General features: G+C 61.4%; 7 protein-coding genes. 4 read left to right on the forward strand and 3 right to left on the reverse strand.

Annotated elements, in window-relative coordinates; translation table 11 throughout:
* Window positions 1-128: 128 nt before the first annotated feature.
* Window positions 129-923 (reverse strand): inositol monophosphatase family protein, encoded by a 795-nt coding sequence (locus tag H3L91_RS04450; protein ID WP_040658792.1) that lies wholly within the window; start codon window positions 921-923, stop codon window positions 129-131.
* A 131-nt stretch (window positions 924-1,054) separates the two neighbouring features.
* On the opposite strand from H3L91_RS04450, the gene H3L91_RS04455 reads away from it, so the two are divergent.
* Together H3L91_RS04455 and H3L91_RS04460 are read left to right on the forward strand one after the other, a co-directional pair.
* On the forward strand, window positions 1,055-2,203 hold the full coding sequence (locus H3L91_RS04455; RefSeq protein ID WP_007342352.1) for a TolB-like translocation protein: 1,149 nt from the start codon (window positions 1,055-1,057) through the stop codon (window positions 2,201-2,203).
* Between the two features lie 86 nt (window positions 2,204-2,289).
* A complete protein-coding gene (locus tag H3L91_RS04460; protein ID WP_007342353.1) occupies window positions 2,290-3,099 on the forward strand; it encodes an RNA methyltransferase in 810 nt (269 codons plus the stop codon).
* A 241-nt stretch (window positions 3,100-3,340) separates the two neighbouring features.
* Here the strand turns inward: H3L91_RS04460 and dsbD are convergent, their stop codons facing one another.
* Both dsbD and H3L91_RS04470 read right to left on the reverse strand, forming a co-directional pair.
* Window positions 3,341-5,143, reverse strand: a complete 1,803-nt coding sequence (dsbD, locus tag H3L91_RS04465) for a protein-disulfide reductase DsbD (protein ID WP_040658794.1) — start codon at window positions 5,141-5,143, stop codon at window positions 3,341-3,343.
* A gap of 376 nt (window positions 5,144-5,519) precedes the next feature.
* Entirely contained in the window at window positions 5,520-6,191 is a 672-nt protein-coding gene (locus H3L91_RS04470) for a PM1805 family lipoprotein (protein ID WP_007342356.1), read from the reverse strand.
* Between the two features lie 164 nt (window positions 6,192-6,355).
* On the opposite strand from H3L91_RS04470, the gene H3L91_RS04475 reads away from it, so the two are divergent.
* Window positions 6,356-7,438: a hypothetical protein gene (locus H3L91_RS04475; RefSeq protein ID WP_007342357.1), complete on the forward strand. Its 1,083-nt coding sequence runs from the start codon at window positions 6,356-6,358 to the stop codon at window positions 7,436-7,438.
* Window positions 7,439-7,708: 270 nt separating this feature from the next.
* Window positions 7,709-15,064 (forward strand): PBECR3 domain-containing polyvalent protein, encoded by a 7,356-nt coding sequence (locus tag H3L91_RS04480; RefSeq protein WP_007342359.1) that lies wholly within the window; start codon window positions 7,709-7,711, stop codon window positions 15,062-15,064.
* Window positions 15,065-15,094: the final 30 nt, after the last annotated feature.

Below are 15,094 nucleotides of genomic sequence, written 5' to 3' on the forward strand. Positions count from 1 at the left end.
CACCCTACCTTGTCGGCCACGATTGTTTGCGGGAAGCGGTTTGCCGATACGGTTTGAGGCCGTCTGAAAATTGGTTTTTCAGACGGCCTCTTTGTCCTTTTGCCTGTCGGCAGTTTCCGCCGCTTTTTTCAGACGGCCTTCGTGTGCGCGGCGATGATGGGCAGCAGCTGCGCCAGCACTTTCGGGTTGGCGGCGGCGATGTTGCCGCTTTGCAGCCAGCCCTGTTCGCCTTCGGTGTCGGTAACGATCGCGCCGGCCTCTTGGGCGATAAGCGCGCCGGCGGCGATGTCCCACGGTTTGAGGTTGAACTCGAAAAAGGCGTCGAAACGGCCGGCGGCCAGCGAGCACAAGTCCAGCGAGGCCGCACCTTCGCGCCGCGCGCCGGCGGTTTTGGCGAGGATGTCTTTGAGGATGGCGAGGTAGGTGTCGGTGCGGCTTTGGTCAACCACGGGAAAGCCCGTGCCGATCAGGCACTGGTTCAGCTCGATGCGGGAGGAGACGCGGATGCGGCGGTCGTTCAGCAGCGCGCCTTTGCCGCGCGAGGCCATGTAGAGGTCGTTGCGCTCGGGGGCGTAAACGAGGGCTTCCTGGATTTTGCCTTTGTATAACAGTGCCATCGAAACGGCGTATTGCGGATGGCCGTGCAGGTAGTTGGTGGTGCCGTCGAGCGGGTCGATGATCCATTCGTAGTCGGCGCGGGGGTTGCCCCGGCTGCCGCCTTCTTCGGCGGTGATTTTGTGCTGCGGGTAGGCTTCGATGAGCGCGTCGGTGAGGATGGTTTCGGACATTCTGTCCACATCGGAGACGAAATCGTTGAAGGCTTTGCTGTCGAAGCGGACGCTGCCGAGGTCTTTGGCGGCGCGGATCATCATGTCGCCGGCTTTGCGCGCGGCTTTGAAGGCGGTGTTGAGAAAGGGGTTCATGGGCATCCTTGCGGTTTCGGGCTTTGCGGGGCGCGGCGGTTTTGTGTGAAAATGCGCGCTTTTGCGCAGGCGGCAAAAGGCGCGGATTATACGCCGTTTTGCGCAGCCCCAACAAACAGGAAACCCATCAGATGAACGCACTCTTCTATATGCGGGACGGCCGCCTGTTCCGCTTTGCCGACGGCGCAAGCGCGCCCGTGTCCTGCGGCGCGGTGGAACAGTATATGGAAAACCTCAAACAAATCCACCGCAAAAAAGAATGGAAAACGCAGGGCACGGGCGCGGGCTTTATGGGCGTTTGGCAGGAGGAAATCGACCTGTCCGACATCCGTCCCGCCGACGCGGTGTGCACGCCCGACGGCCGCCTGGTTTACGGCGCGGTGTTGCAGCAGGGCGGCGCGGTGCAGCGCAAAAACCCCGACGCGCCCGACGAAGCCGAAGGGCTGCTGCTGCGCCATGCCGACTGCACGATACACGACATGGCCTGCGACGCAGAGGGCAAACGCCTCGCCCTGTCGCTCTCCGGCAGCGGCTGGGGCGAGCGCAACATCGCCCTCATGCCGCTCGATGCCAACCGCTTCCGTTTCATCACCGAAGGCGAATGCCGCGATTCCAACCCCGCCTTCGACCCCGACAATAGCGACATCCTCTATTACGACTCCTGCGGCCTCGCCCACACCGAGCGCGGCCTCGTGTTCGGCCCGCGCGCCGTCAACCGCCTCAACCTCGCCGAGGGCACGCTCGACACCGTCCTGTCCGACGACAAACACGACTACTTCCAGCCCCGCCCCGACGGAGCGGGCGGCCTCTACTGCATCCGCCGCCCCTACCGCGCCGGCCATCAGGGCGGCAGCGGCCTGCGCGACCTCGCGCTCGCCCCGTTCAAAATCTCCAAAGCCCTCTTCGGCTGGCTCGACTTCTTCACCCAACGCTACGGCGGCGAACCGCTCAAAACCTCCGGCGCAAACCCCGCCAAAGCCAAACAGCAGAGCGAAGAAGAACGCTTCATCGAAGGCAACCTGGTCAAAGTGCGGCAAAACAAAAAAGCCGATCCTGCCGACCGCCACCCCGCCGCCATCCCCGACGACTGGGAACTCGTCCGCACCACCGCCGACGGCAGCCAAACCGTCCTCCTGCGCGGCGTCATGGCCTACACCCCCGCGCCCGACGGCGGCGTCATCTACTCCAACGGACGCGCTATCCTCCGCCGCAGCCCCGAAGGCGCAGTCTCCCTCATCACCGAAGCCCGCTGGGCGGAAAAACTGCGCCTGCAACCGTAACGACCAAATATCAAACCCCCTTTTCAGACGGCCTCCAAGCGCAACAGGCCGTCTGAAAAACAAAACACCGCCCGAAAACAACCGACATGACCCCAGCCGCCCCCGCCTACCTCGACAACATCGCCGTCGTCCTCACCCGCACCAGCCACCCCGCCAACATCGGCTCCGCCGCCCGCGCCATGAAAACCATGGGGCTCACCCGCCTCATCCTCGTCGCCCCCAAACTCATGGCCACCCCCATGACCCCCGCGCCGCCCCCCTTCGACCCGCAAAAGCCCCAAGCCTTCCGCCTGCCCGAAGAAAGCTACATCCTCGCCTCCGGCGCGGCCGACGTACTCGACGCCGCCATTACCGTCCCCACCCTCGACGCCGCCCTGGCCGACACCGTCGTCAGCTGCGCCCTCACCGGCCGCAAGCGCGAACTCACCGCCCCCCTGCAAACCCCGCGCGAACTCGCCCCCGAAATCCTCCACACCGCCCGCGCCGGCTGCCGCGCCGCCCTCGTCTTCGGCAACGAAACCTTCGGCCTGAGCATCGAAGAAGTGCAAAGCTGCAACCGCCTGATGACCATCGCCGGCAACCCCGCCTACTTCTCCCTCAACCTTGCCCAGGCCGTACAGGTCGTCGCCTACGAACTGTACAGCCAAACCGAAGCCGACCTCTCCCACCTCGTCCCGCAAAAACACCCCGCCACCCACGACCAAGTCGCCGGCATGACCGCCCACATGGCCGAACTGATGGACGAAATCGGCTTCTTCAACCGCCGCAACAGCCCCCGCATCATCCGCCGCCTGCACAACCTCTTCGCCCGCGCCAAACCCGAAACCGAAGACATCGACCTCATGCGCGGCTTCTTCAACACCGTCGGCAAACGGCTCAAAGACAAGCGCGGATAAACCCGCCGAACAGCAGAGGCCGTCTGAAAAAACGAAATCCGCTTTTTCAGACGGCCTCTGCCGTTCGGCAGGGTGTCGCCCGCAGGCGGCGCACGTGTTCCCTACCGCCCAACGAATCCGTGCCTTTCCCAAGCCCCCGAACCGCGTGCGTGGCTGTGCCACACACCCTACATCGTCTACAACAACGAAAGGCCGTCTGAAAAATGTTTTTCAGACGGCCTTTCGTTTTGCCTGCTGCGTGTCAGCGGGCGTTTTTTTCGTACCAGGCGACGAAGTCGGCGGGAGGGGTAAAGCCGAGCAGGGCTTCGCCGTGGCTGCCGTCGGCTTTGACGACGAACACGCCCGGCGGGCCGAACAGGCCGTATTCTTTCAGCAGTGCCTGGTGTTCGGGGCGGTTGGCGGTTACGTCGGCTTGGAAGAAGCGGTCGGCGGGGATGGCGGCGGCCACTTCGGGGCTGTGCAGGGTGTGCGCTTCCATTTCTTTGCACGACACGCACCAGTCAGCGTAAAAATCAAGCACCACGGGGCGGGAGGGGTCGGCGGCGAGGGCGGCGGCCATCGCGGCTTTGAGTTCGGCCGTGTCGGTGTATTTTTGGTGCGCCGCGCCTTCGGCGGCGGGGTGCAGGGTGAGGAAGCTGTGCAGGGCGGTGGTTTGGCCGCGCGCGCTTTGGATGCCGAACCATGCGCCGCCTGCCAGCAATACGGCGGAGAGGAGGGCGGAAAAGGTTTTCAGACGGCCTTTCATGCCGCGCAGGCGGTAGAGCAGCAGGGCGGCGGGGGCGATGAGCAGCAGGGTGTAGAGGCCGGCGGCGGCGGGGTAGGGCAGGTAGGGGCTGGCGAGGTAGACGGCGACGGCCAGCAGGATGAAGCCGAAGGCGTATTTCACGCCGTTCATCCAGTCGCCTGCCCGGGGCAGGATGTGGCCGCCGAAGGTGCCGATGAGGATGAGCGGCACGCCGGTGCCCAGCGCGAGGGTGTAGAGGGCGAGGCCGCCGAGCAGGGCGTCGCCGGTTTGGCCGATGTAGCCCAGCGCGAAGGCGAGCGGGGGGGCGACGCAGGGGCCGACGATGAGGGCGGAGAGCATGCCCATGCCGAACACGCCGGCGATTTTGCCGCCGGAGAGTTTGTTGCTCTGGGTTTGGAAGTAGCTTTGCACGGCGTTGGGGAGCTGGATGTTGAACAGGCCGAACATGGAAAGGGCGAGGACGACCATCAGGGCGGCGGCGGCGAGGACGACGGCGGGCTGTTGCAGCCAGACGGTGAGCAGCGCGCCGGTGGTGCCGGCAATCACGCCGACGAGGGTGTAGGTGAGGGCGAGCCCCTGGGTGTAGACGAGGGTGAGCATGAAGGCGCGGCCTTTGGAGGCGTTTTTGTCGCCTACGACGATGCTGGACACGATGGGGATGAGCGGGTACATGCAGGCGGTGAAACTCAGGCCGAGGCCGGCGAGAAAAAACGCCAACAGATTGGCGTTCAGAGTGTCCCAGGAGAGTTTGAAGCGGCTGCTGTCGGGGGCTTTGGCCGGGGCGGGCGCACCGCCGCCTTCGGCTTCGCTGATGCCGCTTTTGGGGGCGGTGAAGCGGGCGGAGGGTTTTTCGGCGGGGGCTTTCACTTGGTATTCGCCCGGCGCGGTGATGTCGAACACGGTTTCGCTGGGCGGGTAGCACACGCCCGCGTCGGCGCAGCCCTGGTACATCACGGTGAGCTTGTAGCCGCCCGCAGGCGCGCCGTTGCGGAAGGGGTAGCTGGCTTCGGCCTTGTGGTAGTACACGGTTTGGCGGCCGAAAAATTCGTCTTCCTTCACCTTGCCCGGTTCGGGAAACATGGCCGGGTCGAACGCGGTCTGCGGCTCGGCGGCGATGGCGATTTTGTCGCGGTAGAGGTAGTAGCCGTCGGCGATTTTGAATTCCACGCTCACGCCGCCTTCTTCGGCATACACTTTGGGCACGAAGGCTTCTTCCGGCGGCAGCAGCTGCGCGGGATCGACGGCGAAGGCGCGGCTGAGGCTGAACAGGGCGGCGAAGAAGAAAAGCAGTTTTTTCATGGCGGATACTCGGTGGGCAAAGGGAAACCAAGGGCTGATTGCAATTGGTTTGCGAAGCGGATTTTGCGTCATAAAACGGCAGATGCAAGGCGCAAACCGCAGCAAGGTTGGACACCTTGCGAGGATTTGTAACGCGGCAGATGCCGTTTTAGGGCGCAAAAGCGGCCGTAATACCAAATGCAATCAGCCCCTGGCGCGGGTTTATAGACATTTCGCGCCGCGCTGTCAAATGCGGCGGGTGCAAAGTTTGCGCGGGGGCGGATTATCCGCCGGCGCGGCGGTGGGCAACCGCACAAAAAGCGCGTTTTCAGGCACAAAAGCGGCAGGAGGCTGTCTGAAAAACGCTTTTTCAGACGGCCTCATTCCGTTTTGTGCTTTATTTGGAATATTTTTCCGACAGCTTCTGCGCGGCTTCGCCCACCAGGCGTTGGTTTTCCACCAGAGCTTTCTGCATGGCGGTGGTTTTGCCGTTGAACGCGTTCATAAAGGCGGCGGATTTCTGTGCGGCCTCTCCATCCATTTTGCCGGCCTGGCTTGCCATGTATTCGATGACCTTGTAGGCAAACTCGCTGCCCAGCATGGCGCGGTCGGCCAGGTTTTTCACTTCCGGGTCTTGCAGGTTTTGCGCGGCCACTTCCTGCTTCATTTTGTCCAGCACACCGCCCATTTCCTTAATCGAGGCCAAGAGCTCGGGCGAAGGGCCCTGGTTGGATTTCTGGTTGCGCAGCTGCGACTGGATTTTCTGTTGCAGCTCGGCGGCCTGACGCTGCGCCGGGCCGTTGGCCAGCTCGGCAAATTTTTGCAGCTCCTTCATGCCGGTGGGCGACTTTTTATCCGAAATTTCAATCGGCTGGGTCAATACCGGATCGGGTGTGGGATAGCCGTCGATAACGGCAGCCAAATCGGCGGGCATGCCGTCGCTCTCACTGCCCTGCGCCTGTTGTGCCTGCGGCTGCGAAGCGGCGGGCGCGGATTTGTCGCCGCCGCCGCAGGCGGCCAGAATGGCGGCGGTTAAAACGGCGAGGGAAAGCGATTTGACAAGTTTCATATTTTTCCTTAGGTGGGAGTTGAAAAAAACTGCGCCGCGATTATGGCAGCTTTCGCCGCCCCTGTCTTTCCCGTTTTTCAAACGGCCTCTGCCGCGCGCGGCGGTTTGAGGCCGTCTGAAAGCGCGGTTATACTGCCCCCGTTTCATCAGTCAGGAATGAAAAAATGGCAGCACAAAAACCCGCAGGCAGCCGCCTGCCCGAAAAATGGTTCCGGCGCGGCCTGTGGCTGATCGCGCTGGTGTTCGCCTCCTTCCTTATCGGCTTGGGCGGCAAAATCATCGGCGATCTGCCGCTGGCGGTGGAAACCCGCACGCTGGAAGACTACGCCGACCGCCTCGGCGCACAGCCCCTGCGCGCCGAAAAAGAACGCCTGCAAACCGAAGCGGCCAAACTCGCCGACGCACGCGATCAGGCCGCTCTCGAATTGGACAAACAGCAGGCGCAGACCGCCGCCGAACAGCAAAGCCTGAACAACTGGCTGGCCACCCGTTCCGTTACCGAACAGTCCGAACAAAACCCCGAAGTGATCGAACGCACGCGCAAACTCGACCGCCTCAAAGCGCAGGAGCAGGCATTGCAGCGGCGGCACGACGCCCTGCGGCAAGCTCTGCTCGACAACGGACAGCAAACCGCCCGTGCCGAAGGCCGTCTGAACGAATTGGAACAGGCCGCGCAAAAAGCCAAAGACGCCGACGATCGCCGCACCGAGCTGCAAATATTCGCCTACCGCCTCGCCCTCACCCTGCCGCTGCTTCTGGCCGCCGGCTGGCTGTTCGCCAAAAAACGCCGCTCGCGCTGGTGGCCGTTTGTCTGGGGCTTCATCTACTTCGCCCTCTTCGCCTTCTTCGTCGAACTCGTCCCCTACCTGCCCAGCTACGGCGGCTACGTCCGCTACGCCGTCGGCATCCTCGCCACCGTCCTCATCGGCCGCTACGCCATCACCGCCATGAACCGCTACCTCGAACGCAAACGCGCCGAAGAAGCGCAGCCCGCCGCCGAACGCGGCCGCACCCTCGACTACGACCTCGCCTGGCAGCGCATCGGCAAAAGCATCTGCCCCGGCTGCGAACGCCCGCTGGACTTCACCCATCCCGAAATGGACTACTGCCCCCATTGCAGCATCCGCCTGTTCGACCGCTGCACCGGCTGCAACAACAGAAAAAGCGTGTTCTACCGCTACTGCTTCCACTGCGGCGCAGCGGCGGAGCAGGCAGAAGGCGCAAGGGAACACACGGCGGAACACTAGGGCGTGTTGACAATCAGCCTTGCGGCGGTGTTTTTGGCAAAAAACCCCCGCCTGCCGCGTCAAAAATGCCCGCAGGTGTCCAACCTTGCTGCGCTTTTTTCCTTGCATTCGGGCATTTTTTACTCAAAAAACCGCTCGCAAGCCGAATGTCAACACACCCTAGGCAGGGCAGGGTGCGGAAAAACCGTAACGCCGTCATACAGCAAGGCCGTCTGAAAACCTGTAAAACGGGTTTTCAGACGGCCTTTTGTCAAACAGCGCGCCCCCGATTTGCAGGCCGATTTTGTCAACGAAAGCTACGGCGAAGAAAACAACAAACTGTTTTTTGACGCTCAAACCCTGATGCAGTCGGGGCTGGCCGAAACGGTCGCCCGGGCGATGCCGCACCTTGCGCCGCAAATCGAGGAGGCGGCGGCCGCGGGCGGGATGGTGGAGATGACGCGCGGCGACTTCCACGCCTTCCTGCCGCAGGAGGCGCAGCACCATCTGGCCAACATCGCGCGCATGTCGCCGGATGCCTTCTCGGCGGCGGAGGCGGCGGCGTGGGAAGAGACGGAAGCGGCGGCAGAGTTTGAGGAAACGGCCAAACGCGCCCACGCGGACGCGGAAGCGCGTCTGGCGCGGCAGCAGGAGTTCGACGGCCTCAAAGCGCGGTTCAAACAGGAACTGGCTGCCACGGGCAGGATGAACGCGCAGAACGCCGATGACGCGGCTTCCGTGTGGGCATCGCACATCCAAAGCTACGCAGGCCGTCTGAATATGACCCCCGACGAGTTTATGGGGCGGTATGGGCGGCTGAATGTGGTGGGCGAGAGTTTGACGCAGGACGGGGTGTTTTCGCAGGCGTTGGCTTCCGCGCCGCCCAAAGGCTGGGTGCATGTTGCGGACGGAGCGGAAGCGGCTGCGTTATGGAACGGCACAAGCGACGCGCAGGCGGTATTTTGGGATATGCCGCAAGGAAAGCTGGCGCATGATGTGCCTGCGCTGGCCGGGTATTCTTCGGTGTCTGTGGATAAAAACGCCGTTAACCATATCCGCAAGAATCATGGCGATGCGAAATCGGAACAGTCGCGCGGGCAGATTGCCATTTCAGACGGCGATATTGCGCGTATTCCTGAAGTTGTCGGCAATTATGACGATATTCGTGTGGCAGATATTGACGGCACGCACAATAAGCGTGTGATTTTTGCCAAGCGGTTTGATGACGGGTTGGTGGTTTATGTCGCAGAAAGCAGCGTGAGAAAGAAAGATTTGAAAGCTGTGAGTATGTGGAAGTATCCCCAATCGGCCAATGCCCAAGACGTATTGAATCACGCCATGTCCCTGTACCCTAACGCCCAAAACGGAAGGGGGCGTATTCCACATGACGGCAATGATACTACCGTCGCCCCCCTCTTTCAAGACATGACCGCCGAGCAGGCGCAGTTTGAGGAAACGGAAGCGGCATACGGCGGGCGCGAAGCCTATGAGGCGGCCAAGGCCGAAGGCAGAACCGAGCTGGACTACCGCCAGTGGGTACAGGTGCGCACGCCTGCATTCAAAGAATGGTTCGGCGATTGGGAAAACGACGCGGCCAACGCTTCAAAAGTCGTCAATCCGAAAACGGGCGAGCCGCTGGTGGTGTATCACGAGACGGACAATCAGTTTACTGTGTTCGATACCGGAAGGGGCGGGCATCAGAAAAACGATTTTGAAACGCCGACGGGGATTTTCACCAAATCGAGCGGGGAGAAAATCGGTCTGGGCAATATTCAGATGCCGCTGTTTGCCAATATCAGAAACCCTCTGGCATTTGGTGACAGGGTGGAAATCCTTGCGTTTTTGCAGCGGAATGTTCCGGGGTTTTCGCAACTGCATGATGAGTTTGCCGATGTTGATGTGTCGTTTGCCGACAAGTTGGCGGAGGCCGAGAGCAGGGATGACGCGCTTTTGGACGCGTTGTTGGCGGGCGTGGAGGATACCGGCCTGCGCGGGGAGATATTGGATGACTTTGACAGCCGTTCGGAAGCATCAAAGCTGCTAAACGAATGGGACGGCTATTCCGATAATCTGGCACAACAGATGAGGCGGCTGTTTGACGACTATGTGCGGCAAAACGGCTATGACGGTATGTTCGTAGAACGCGACAAGGGCAGTTTTGGGCGGGAGACGGATGCCCTGATTGCGCTAATGCCCAACCAAATCAAATCCGCCACGGCCAACAGCGGGGCTTTCTCGGCTGGCAAGGACAGTATTCTGTATCAAAGCGTTTACGAAGACGCTTTGGACAAAATGGAACGTGCGTTTCAGAAGATGGGCATTCAGACGACCCGCGACGGTTCGCACAAATCGCAGTCGCAATATCTCTATGCCTATGTTGACGATATGGATTCGGATGAGCCGCGCTATGTGAAATTCCGCGCATCCGACCATGAACTGCCCGCCTATTACAAAGACGGGTCGGCAGAGGTCAATTACGACATTAAAGCGGGTAATAAATCCGATCATTCGAGCGGCGACGATTGGGCGGAAGCGGTGAAATGGTTTGCCGACACTTACGGCTTCGATGTGCCGCCGTCTGTGAAAGCGGCGTTTACAAAACGCGCAAACAGCCGTTCGATTGATACGCAAACCAAGAACCGCGTTGCCTATACAAAAGAAAAGCTGGCAGAACTGGATAAGATAGAGAAAGACGACAGCATTACTTACGAGCGTTCGCCAAACGGCAAACAGGCCATATTCCGCGACAAAAAAGGCAAGCAGGTCAGCCCGTTGAATTTAAGGCTTCCAACAGGAAAGCAAAAGCCGACCAAGCAGGAACAGATTGACGCATTGCGTGAAGTACGGTTGTCGGAACTGGCCGAGTTGGAACAGTCCCTACTCCACCAAGACGCACGCGGCATGTTCGACCGCATGGCCGACACGATTGCGCTGCTGAAAAACGCCGACGCTTCCACCTTTATCCATGAGTTCGGTCATTTCGAGCTGGAAACCATGAGCCGTATCGAGCGGGATTTGCGCGGTATGCCGGCGTCGGAACTTTCCGAGGGCGAGCGGCAGATTCTGGCCGACTTTCAGACGACCCTTGACTGGTTCGGCGTGAAAGACGGCGACGCATGGGCGGCGATGACTTTGGACGGGCAGCGCGAACATCATGAGAAATTCGCACGCGGCATGGAAGCCTATCTGTTTGAAGGCAAAGCCCCGAGCGAAGCCCTGCGCGGCGTGTTCAGCCGTGTGGCGCGTCTGCTGAAACGCATTTACCGGACACTGGCCGGGCTGAACGTGGAACTTTCCGACGACATCCGCGAAGTGTTCGGCCGCCTGTTGGCTTCGGACGAGCAAATCGCCGAGGCCGGGTATGTGAACGGGATGAAGCTGCTGCTGGACGGGGACGCGGAACTGCGGGCAATGGACGAAGCCGCGCGGCGCGAAGCGGAGGACGAGCTGGGCAGACGCGCCCTGCGCGATATGGCCTTTGCCCGCAACGCCCGCAACCGTGAAATCCGCCGTCTGAAAAAGGAATACAAGGCCGACTTTGCGCGGGCGGAGATGGCGGCACGCGGCAGCATCATGAAGCAGCCCGTCTACCGCGCATGGCAGTTGTTCACGGCCAAGATGACGGATGAGGACAGAATCGACGGCAACAGCAAGGCGGAACGCGAGTTCGGACGCAAGGCCAAAGTGTTGCAGGGGAAACCTGTTTACACGATTGAGAAGCGCACCGCGCCGACCGATAACAAGGAACTGCGCGATTGGGCGGCTGATTTGTTTGAGAAAGCGGGCGGCAAGGCGGTAAACCCCGAAATCGGGGAAGTGGCTTTGACGCGCAAGTCGGTTAAAGATTCTATGGCGCACGGCATGAATCCGTTTAAGGCCGCCGCATTTGAGGCCGTGCCGTTTGTAATTGAAAACGGGGTAGTGGTAGCGAAAGCCGATCATGACCGACTGACAAGTTTCTTCGTCAGCGCACCTGTGCGGATTATGGGCGAGGAGGACATTGTTACCGTTTTGGTACACAAGGACATGAATACGCAGAAAATGTATCTGCACAGTGTGATTGCAAAAGAAAACCTCCTGAAAACAGCCCCTTTAATCGAATCCACCGCTGATACTCCGGTATCCGAGCCGCGTGGAGGGCTGTATTCAGGAGGGCTTCCGAATCAGGCTCTTACCGGATTGGACGGTGATTCCGCCGCCGATACCGGAGTATCCGAGCCGCGCGGGAAACCCAATGCGGAAGTTCTGCCGACAGGCAAGTTGCAGTCGGAAGATGTAGCCAGTGTACTCTCCAAACTGCTGGCTTACAAGCCGAAAACCGACCGCACCGCGCTTGACCCCTCGTCCGACACCCTGATGACCGCCATCGCCAAACTGGGCGGGCTGAACAAAGACGAAGTAGTGCGCGAGTGGGGTCTCGACCCGAAAGACAAAATCCCCACGCCGGTATTCGGCATGCCCGTGCTGCGGCGCACCAAAGGCCGCAGCATCGATGCGATGGTGGAAGTGCTGGCCGAAGCGGGCTATCTGCCGGTGGACAGCCACGGCAAGGCCGATGTGCGCGATTTGGAAGAGCGTTTTTCAGACGGCCTCAAAGGGCAGGATTGGTACAGCCGCCATTATGTGCCGCGCGAAGAGAAGAAGGCAGGCGAAGCGGTCGCCAATCCCTACGCCCTGAACGCCGTGCGCCTGGACGAAGCGAGCCTTGACGGCCTGAGTGCCGACTGGGCGCAGGTGCTGCAAGAACGCGGCATGACCGCGAAAAAGGGCGGCATGCACCCCGACATCGCGGCGGGGCTGATTTTGGACGAGAACGGCGAGCCGGTGTTTTCAGACGGCCTCGATTTGGTGCAGGCACTGGTTGAGGCACTGCCGCCGCAGGAAGCCATCGAAGACACCGCCCGCCTGAACCTCTTGGCGGAAAAAGGCGAAGTGCCGACGCAGGCCGATTTTGAAGAAGCGGCCGATTTGGCAGTGCACAACGAGATGAGGGCGCGCCTGATTGCGGGCGAACTCAACCGCCTGAAAGCGTCGCTGGGGTCGGTATCGCTGCTGAAACAGGCCGCGCGTGTGGCGGCGAAAGAACGCGTGGAACAGATGAAAACCCGCGACCTGCGCCCAAGCGTGTTTACCCGTGCCGAAGCGGCGGCGGCGAAGTCGTCGGAAAAAGCCTTCAAGGCGGGCGACACCGAAGCGGCGGCAGCACACAAGCGCAATCAGTTGATCCAAAACGCGCTGGCAAGGGAAACCCTCAAAGCGCGGGAGGAGATGGAGAAGACGCGCCGCTACTTGGCGAAGTTCGACCGCGTGGCAAAAGGCGTGGACATCGAATACCGCGAACAAATCGAAGCACTGCTGGAAGACGTGGAACTGCGCCAAATCAGCCTGAAAGAAACCGACCGGCGCAAATCGGCGTATCAGTTCGTGCGCGAGATGGAAGAGGCGGGCATACAGCACAGCATCGACCCGGAATATGTGGACACCATCAGCCGTAAAAGCTGGCGTGATATGACGGTGGAGGAAATGCGCGGCTTGGCCGACACGGTGCGCCAACTCGAACATTTAGGCCGTCTGAAAAACCGGCTGCTTTCGGGGCAGGAAAAACGCAGCTATGAGGCGGTGCGCGACCTGCTGGATGCTACGCTGGACGCTTCGGCCAAGGCGCAGCATCGCAAGGCGCAGGAGCGGCGCGAGGCGGCCACCGGTTTGCAGAAGGCCGGGGCACTGTTGCGCGGCGGCTACTGGGCGCATCTGAAAACCGCCACCATCGTGCGCATGTTCGACAACGGCCAAGACGGCGGCGCGTTCTTCACCCACTTCCTGCTGCCGCTGAAACAGGCGGCGGACAAGGAGGCCGCCATGCAGGCCGAAGTGTCGGAGAAGCTGTACGAAGTGCTGAAACCGCTGGCGAAACACACAGGCCGTCTGAAAAACCGCATCGGCGGCAAAACCCATTATCAGGGCTTGGGCGAACTCACCCGCGAGCAGCTTTTCGCCGTGGCGCTGAACATGGGCAACGCGGGCAATATTCAACGCCTGCTGGACGGCGAAGGCTGGCGCATGGAAGACGTGCAGCGCGCCCTGTCGTCCGCCCTCACGGCACAGGAATGGCAGGTGGTGCAGGGCGTGTGGGATTTGCTGGAAAGCTACCGCCCGCAGATTGCCGCACTGGAACGGCGCATGACGGGGGTGGAACCCGAGTGGGTGGCGGCGCGGCCGTTCAAAATCATGTCCGCCGACGGCGTGGAAGTGGAGCTGCGCGGCGGCTACTACCCGGCCAAATACGACCGCGAAGGCAGCGGCGCGGCGGAGAAAAACGAAGCGACCACCGACGCCAAAGCGCAAACCGCAGCGGCAGGGCTGGCGGCGGCCACACGGCGCACGTTTACCAAGCAGCGCGCGAACGAAGTGAAAGGCCGCCCCCTGCGTTTGAGCCTCAACGTGGCCTACGACGCGTTCAACGAAATCATCCACGACCTCACCCACCGAGAGGCAATCGCCGACGCCAACCGCCTGTTGAACTCGCACACGCTGGACACCAAAATCCGCCAATACTACGGCGCAGACGCCAAACGCCAGCTTTCCCGCGCCATTGCCGACATCGCGCAGGGCAACAGCGGCGCGGCGCAGGCACTGGACGGCTGGGCGGGCAGGCTGCGGCAGAACGTGAGCGTGGCCGGTTTGGGCTTCAATATCGTCTCGGCGGCCCTGCAGCTTACCGGCTGGATACCCGCCGTCACCCGCGTCGGCTTTGCCAACACGGCCAAAGCCCTGACGACCTATGCCGCCCACCCGATAGCCGCCACCCGCGCCGCGAACGAAATGTCGGTGATGATGGCCAACCGCAGCCGCACGCGGTTCAGGGAGTTGAACGATGTGGCCAACTCGGTCAACGGCCAAAACGGGGTGAAGGCGTTTGTCCGCCGCTACGCCTACTGGCTGATGATGCGCATGCAGCAGGTAACCGACACCATCGTTTGGCACGGCGCGATGATGAAGGCGATGGATGCCGGACGCAGCGAGGCCGAAGCCGTGCAGCTTGCCGACCAAACCGTACTGGACACCCAGGGCGGCGGGCAGACGAAGGACTTGTCGGCGGTGGAACGCGGCGGCAATCTGCAAAAGCTGTTTACCGTGTTCTACGCCTACATGAACACCGCGCTGAACATGGGCGCGGCGAGCATCGCCACGCAGCGCGGCAAGGGCAGACTGGCGGCGGAACTGATGCTGATTTGGGTGATTCCCACCGCGCTGAACGCCGTGATGAAAAGCCTGCTTACCCCGGGCGACGATGACGACGATTTGGCGAAAAAGCTGGCCAAGGAACAAATCAGCTTCACGCTGGGGATGTTCGTCGGCGGGCGCGAACTGGTGCAGCTTGGCGACATTGCTACGGGCGGGAAGTTCTACGGCTACAACGGCCCCGCAGGTTTGCGCCCGATTGCCGACACCTACAAATTCGCCCAACAGGCGCAACAGGGCGGGTTTGACAAGGGGCTGGCCACGGCGACAATCAACATCCTCGGCAGCGGCTTCGGCCTGCCCTCGGCGCAAATCAGCCGCACCCTCAAAGGGGCGCAGGCTCTGGACGAGGGCAAAACCGACAATCCGGCGGCCTTGCTGTTCGGGTATGACGGCAAGAAATAGGCCGTCTGAAAAATCCGCAAAGAAAAAGCC

The sequence above is a fragment of the Neisseria bacilliformis genome, assembly GCF_014055025.1.
Taxonomy (GTDB): Bacteria; Pseudomonadota; Gammaproteobacteria; order Burkholderiales; family Neisseriaceae; genus Neisseria; species Neisseria bacilliformis.

What these genes read in the sequence shown, in the direction of transcription:
- H3L91_RS04450 (WP_040658792.1), bottom strand. Translation starts at nt 923, where the DNA reads ATGAACCCCTTTCTCAACACCGCCTTCAAAGCCGCGCGCAAAGCCGGC.
- H3L91_RS04455 (WP_007342352.1), top strand. Translation starts at nt 1,055, where the DNA reads ATGAACGCACTCTTCTATATGCGGGACGGCCGCCTGTTCCGCTTTGCC.
- H3L91_RS04460 (WP_007342353.1), top strand. Translation starts at nt 2,290, where the DNA reads ATGACCCCAGCCGCCCCCGCCTACCTCGACAACATCGCCGTCGTCCTC.
- dsbD (WP_040658794.1), bottom strand. Translation starts at nt 5,143, where the DNA reads ATGAAAAAACTGCTTTTCTTCTTCGCCGCCCTGTTCAGCCTCAGCCGC.
- H3L91_RS04470 (WP_007342356.1), bottom strand. Translation starts at nt 6,191, where the DNA reads ATGAAACTTGTCAAATCGCTTTCCCTCGCCGTTTTAACCGCCGCCATT.
- H3L91_RS04475 (WP_007342357.1), top strand. Translation starts at nt 6,356, where the DNA reads ATGGCAGCACAAAAACCCGCAGGCAGCCGCCTGCCCGAAAAATGGTTC.